Origin of the sequence: Shewanella sp. 10N.7 (genome assembly GCF_020806285.1) — a bacterium.
GTDB lineage: Bacteria > Pseudomonadota > Gammaproteobacteria > Enterobacterales > Shewanellaceae > Shewanella > Shewanella electrodiphila.
The window spans coordinates 1-4,687 of sequence record NZ_JAJGZS010000053.1 but is presented as its reverse complement, the minus strand read 5'-3'; the positions used below and the strand labels follow the sequence as shown (position 1 = coordinate 4,687).

7 protein-coding genes are annotated in these 4,687 nt (G+C 41.9%); 4 read left to right on the top strand and 3 right to left on the bottom strand.

Features of this window, described 5'->3' with window-relative positions; all coding sequences use genetic code 11:
- Positions 1-394 precede the first annotated feature (394 nt).
- Positions 395-607: a hypothetical protein gene (locus LMH66_RS20165; RefSeq protein WP_229372697.1), complete on the top strand. Its 213-nt coding sequence runs from the start codon at positions 395-397 to the stop codon at positions 605-607.
- Between the two features lie 242 nt (positions 608-849).
- Here the strand turns inward: LMH66_RS20165 and LMH66_RS20160 are convergent, their stop codons facing one another.
- Both LMH66_RS20160 and LMH66_RS20155 read right to left on the bottom strand, forming a co-directional pair.
- On the bottom strand, positions 850-1,032 hold the full coding sequence (locus LMH66_RS20160; protein ID WP_229372695.1) for a hypothetical protein: 183 nt from the start codon (positions 1,030-1,032) through the stop codon (positions 850-852).
- Positions 1,029-1,340, bottom strand: a complete 312-nt coding sequence (locus tag LMH66_RS20155) for an ArsR/SmtB family transcription factor (protein WP_229372693.1) — start codon at positions 1,338-1,340, stop codon at positions 1,029-1,031. The genes LMH66_RS20160 and LMH66_RS20155 overlap by 4 nt, the downstream gene beginning before the upstream one ends.
- Before the next feature lie 112 nt (positions 1,341-1,452).
- Here LMH66_RS20155 and LMH66_RS20150 point away from each other — a divergent pair, with 112 nt between their 5' ends.
- Complete coding sequence (locus LMH66_RS20150) at positions 1,453-2,379, top strand: permease (RefSeq protein WP_229372691.1); 927 nt, start codon at positions 1,453-1,455, stop codon at positions 2,377-2,379.
- A gap of 86 nt (positions 2,380-2,465) precedes the next feature.
- On the opposite strand, the gene LMH66_RS20145 is transcribed toward LMH66_RS20150, so the two are convergent.
- Positions 2,466-2,804: a hypothetical protein gene (locus LMH66_RS20145; RefSeq protein ID WP_102528635.1), complete on the bottom strand. Its 339-nt coding sequence runs from the start codon at positions 2,802-2,804 to the stop codon at positions 2,466-2,468.
- Positions 2,805-3,020: 216 nt separating this feature from the next.
- Between LMH66_RS20145 and LMH66_RS20140 the strand changes: the two genes are divergently transcribed.
- Both LMH66_RS20140 and LMH66_RS20135 read left to right on the top strand, forming a co-directional pair.
- Positions 3,021-3,569, top strand: a complete 549-nt coding sequence (locus tag LMH66_RS20140; RefSeq protein ID WP_229372688.1) for a DUF2937 family protein — start codon at positions 3,021-3,023, stop codon at positions 3,567-3,569.
- Positions 3,570-3,768: 199 nt separating this feature from the next.
- Positions 3,769-4,242, top strand: coding sequence for a peroxiredoxin (locus LMH66_RS20135; protein ID WP_229372686.1), 474 nt, complete (start codon positions 3,769-3,771; stop codon positions 4,240-4,242).
- Positions 4,243-4,687: the final 445 nt, after the last annotated feature.

Genomic DNA, 4,687 nt, shown 5'->3' with positions numbered 1-4,687 from the left:
AAATCAAAGTCGTGGCGCTTCGCCCACACCAGACCAAAAGGGTATCAACAGCAATACCCTCTTGGAACACCTTGCTGCCCCAACGAAAAATGCTGAAAAACGCATGTTTTCAACGGGGATTGAGCCAGCTTTAGACTTCGTTTGATTACTGCTTCGGCCTTATTCGAAAATCACTAACGCTTACGATGGGGCGTCCCTTCCCCTCGAAAGCTAGCCAGACATCCTTGTCTGGACTCACGCGATTTTCTTACTTGCCTCAATTCAAATGGAATCTTTTAAATGTAAGATCTACTAGCTTTAGCTCTTTAAATTATCACCAATGTTGTCAAATCGAAGAGACAATAAACCCAGTGTAGATGCAGCAGCGAGCTTCTGACTGCCAAGGATGGCGGGAATGTCATTATTTGTCGGGAACAAATATGACCAAAACATGGCGAAGTTTCACAGTGCGAAACGCTTTGAGCGTGAGGCATGGATGCCGAACTGGCCGTTTAACATGGATGCTTATGTTGAAATCAAGAGTAGGCGTGTCTTGGATGTATCTGCACAAAAGGTCACTCTTTCACATCTGACCCATAGGGATATGGGAAATGTCATTATGATGTAGGGAACATCATTGACCATGTGATCGCGACATTCTGTTCATCCCTGCGGCAGGCAATGGATTAAATTGCAGTCATGGACTACTGAAATTGAGTCAATGTAAATGAAGTATAAAGTTGGTGCTGGTAACTCGTTTATGCCCCATTATGAGCCAGTGCCAAATTGAATTTGATTTCTACTTCCGTAATTAGACTTACTTTTCTTAATGACTAGCACTCTAACTATATGGCCAATTTTGCTAATCCACTACACTTCTGAACGATAGTCATAAGCTTGCGATTTAGGCGTGATAATTAAGTGGCCACAGGTATCGGGGTTAAGCTTTGGGTGATCGATGCCGTCATCATCTTTATGGGTTTTAATAAACCAATAGCATTCAACAAAATGCGAGACAATGTCATTTTTCGGCGGGATCACCCAGCCTTTCATGCGTTAACCTTTGGCGTACAAGCCTCGTCTGCGCAACATTCGTTTTGTAAAAAGCCAATCACAGATTCGAGCTGCTCAAATTCGGCCACGCAAAATAAAGTACGGCCTTCACGTCGCTGCGAAATCAAGCCTGCAGAGGCCAAACTAGAGATGTGGTGAGATAACGTCGAACCAGGAATAGCTAAAGACTCCTGTAATCCACCGACAGCAATGCCCTGATAACCCGCGCGAACCACTTTATTATAAATGGTAAGCCGTGTTGGATGACCCAGTTCTTTCAATGCTTTAGCGATAGTCTCAATTTCCATAACCATACCTTTTGTAAATTATATTTCGATAATACTAGAAATATCTTGATCTATCCAGTTTAAAGAAATATATTTCGATTATTCTAGAAGTATAGTTAGTTAGGTGTAAATGATGTTTGATTCTAACTTCATCAATATGGATATGCTCATGGAAACCCTCGACATGTTTATGTTCTTAGCCGTTGAGCTAACCATTTTATTTTTGGCGATCAGCTATTTTGTCGGCGTATTGCAGCTATACATTCCACCGACAAAAATTCAACGTATTTTGAGTAGTAAAGGCGGTCGTGGGTACATTGTCGCTGGTTTTCTGGGGGCAATAACCCCGTTCTGTTCCTGCTCGACCATCCCTTTTTTAAAAGGACTATTAAGAGCAAAAGCAGGGTTTGGCACCATGATGGTGTTCTTGTTTGCAAGTCCTTTGCTAAACCCAATTATCATTGGTTTATTTGCGGTGACATTTGGTCTTAAAGTGACTCTGTTCTACTTTGTGATGGCAATGGGCGTATCAGTTATTGCTGGTTATACCCTTGAAAAACTTGGCTTTGAGAAATATGTGAAACCTGAAGCTTATATCGCCCCTGAGTCAAAAGGCTGTGGGAGTGGATGTGGTGGTAAAGCTAAAGAAGTCAGTAAATGGCGCAAAGTATGGAACAGCACATGGGCAGATTTTAAAACCGTTTTACCGTACTTATTAGGCGGTATTGCGATTGGCTCATTAATCTATGGTTTTATGCCAACCGAGTTTGTGGCCAGTTTTGCTAGCGAAGATAACCCATTTGCCATTCCTGTAGCTGCGGTCATTGGTATTCCTTTATACATCCGAGCTGAAGCGGTAATTCCATTAAGCGCTGCATTAGCGGCAAAAGGGATGGGACTAGGTGCGGTAATGGCGCTGATTATTGGCAGTGCAGGTGCCAGCTTAACTGAAGTCATCTTGCTTAAATCAATATTTAAAAATCAAATGATTGCCGCGTTTTTAGTGGTCATTATAGCGATGGCGATTGGTGCAGGCTTGTTGTATCAGTTTATTTTTTAAGCTCATTTTATGATAAAGCACTCAACACAGGTTAATCGCCGTGTTGAGTGCTTTACTCTTTTTTGCTCTTTTTTTTAATGTCTTGTTTATTCGCTTTGCTCTGAGCAAGCGGTAAACGTCTCGGCTGAAACGCCCAATTCTCCGGAAAAGTTTTCGACTAAACAGGCTGTGGTTTTCTCATCATCTTCATCTTGCATATGTTTTTCTACGCAAGTTCGCATCACTGAGCGAAACACCGATTCAACCTTGGCTTCTGACTGATTGGTACAACTGGCCATATTGGCAAATTCACCTTCTGCTTTCATTTGATTGACCGACATATCAATCATGAGATTCATTTGTTCAGGGCTGATAGTGGCAGCATTGCTCGAGGGCGCTATTGATAACGACAATAGTAATAGGGGTAAAATAATCGCGGCTTTCATGTATTAATCCTTTAATGTAATGTCCATATTGATGGTAAGAAATGAAACCTAAGATAAAGTCAGTCACTGATTCATCTTAGTAGAACTTGCATCATCATTTAAAGATAGCAGCATTCATTTGTTGATTGAACCAGCGATTGAACCAGCGATTGAACTATCGATTAAGTAAGAGTAAATAGCCAATTAACACTTTGTCTTGAATAACGGGAAACATTGATGAAATCAATCATGGAGTATCTACGGCTGATATTATTTGTCAGTGGTGTACTGCTTGGAGTGCAAGTGCCTGCATTTGTCGATCAATATGGTCAGCGACTTCAAGCCCATACCCAAGAAGCCAAGCTCAGCCTGGATGAATTTCAGCGTGATGCCGACCGATTTTTTGCTGGCGATATCCAAAAGTTAATTAGCCACTATCAGCAAAACCCAGATCAAGTGATTAATGCCGGTGGCGACAGTATTGAAGCGATTTATCAACGCTATCAATTGCTCAATGGCGCACTGAATCAGTTTAATCAAACGGCTTACAGTCGCTTTGAACAAGTGGCTTTTGAGCCAATGGAAGATATTAGGCAAGAAGTATGGAATAACTTTAGCCATACAATCATGCTAGATACGCGGGCAATTGCTATTGGATTAGTATTGGGTTTTCTACTGTCGTTAATCTGTGAACTATGTTTAGTGGGTTGTGGCAAAGGTTGTAAACATGCTTATCGAGCCCTAAAACCGAAAGGGCAATCAGCCCTTAAATCTGAGCAGGACTAACCCATTCAATGACTTTTAATCCGGTCATTATGATTGTTATTTTAATTGTTATTTTCATTGTTATTTTGATTGTGACTGTCATTAACCATACAAACCCTCGGTGTTTGTGATGGCCATTTCGCTTTATGCTAGCGCTTAACTAATTAACAGTTCATTTTAATATTACTTTTAAACGTAAATCGAAAGATAAGGATTCCCCATGATAGAACAAGGACAAGCTTTACCCGCTGGTACATTAAGCGAACTGACTGATGATGGCATGCTAAACCATAATGTAAGTGAATTTTTCGCCGCTAAAAAAATCGTGCTGTTTGCTGTACCGGGCGCGTTTACACCAACTTGTTCAGAAGCGCATTTACCGGGCTTTGTAGTATTCGCTGACCAACTTAAAGCCAAAGGCGTGGATTTAATTGCCTGTGTGTCAGTTAACGATGCCTTTGTCATGAAAGCATGGGGCGCAGCACAAAATGCATCTGAGCTCACCATGCTAGCTGATGGCGATGCAAGCTTTACCAAAGCATTAGGCTTAGACATGGATACCGCAGGATTTGGCGGCGTACGTTCACAACGCTATGCCATGGTTGTAGATAACGGTGTGGTGACCACTTTGAATGTAGAAGCACCAAAGTCGTTTGAAGTGAGTACAGCAGAAGCGATATTAGCAGCGTTATAAATGGCGCTAGTTTGACTCACTTTTATACTGTTGATTTCATGTCGATTATTTAAAGATACAATCGCAGGGTTCCACCCTGCACTGGCCAAAAGGGAGTGAACGGTTACTCCCTCTTGGATCTCCCACCCGCTCCGAATAAGTGCTGTTTCCTCGACGATAAAAGTGAATTAGCTAACGCTTCAGATGCGTCATCCATGGCTTAACTGAAGCTATGTTGGCATCCATGCCAACCTCACGCGAATTCACTTAATCGTCTCGGGCACTTCTCACGGAGACCATTGAGCCCGATAGTTCATATGAAGTTACTGACTCAAAGAGTTCCCTTCGTAAGCGTTAGGGTTTTTCAAATAAACATGAAGCTTGCTCGCTTTGAAAGAGTCATTTCGAAGGGGTATTGTGGCTTAATGAATCTATACACCGATATGGGGTAAACTCCCCTTAAGAT

Bases quoted from the DNA above. Each gene is read 5' to 3' on its own strand.
- LMH66_RS20165 (WP_229372697.1), top strand. From the start codon at position 395: ATGTCATTATTTGTCGGGAACAAATATGACCAAAACATGGCGAAGTTT.
- LMH66_RS20160 (WP_229372695.1), bottom strand. From the start codon at position 1,032: ATGAAAGGCTGGGTGATCCCGCCGAAAAATGACATTGTCTCGCATTTT.
- LMH66_RS20155 (WP_229372693.1), bottom strand. From the start codon at position 1,340: ATGGAAATTGAGACTATCGCTAAAGCATTGAAAGAACTGGGTCATCCA.
- LMH66_RS20150 (WP_229372691.1), top strand. From the start codon at position 1,453: ATGTTTGATTCTAACTTCATCAATATGGATATGCTCATGGAAACCCTC.
- LMH66_RS20145 (WP_102528635.1), bottom strand. From the start codon at position 2,804: ATGAAAGCCGCGATTATTTTACCCCTATTACTATTGTCGTTATCAATA.
- LMH66_RS20140 (WP_229372688.1), top strand. From the start codon at position 3,021: ATGAAATCAATCATGGAGTATCTACGGCTGATATTATTTGTCAGTGGT.
- LMH66_RS20135 (WP_229372686.1), top strand. From the start codon at position 3,769: ATGATAGAACAAGGACAAGCTTTACCCGCTGGTACATTAAGCGAACTG.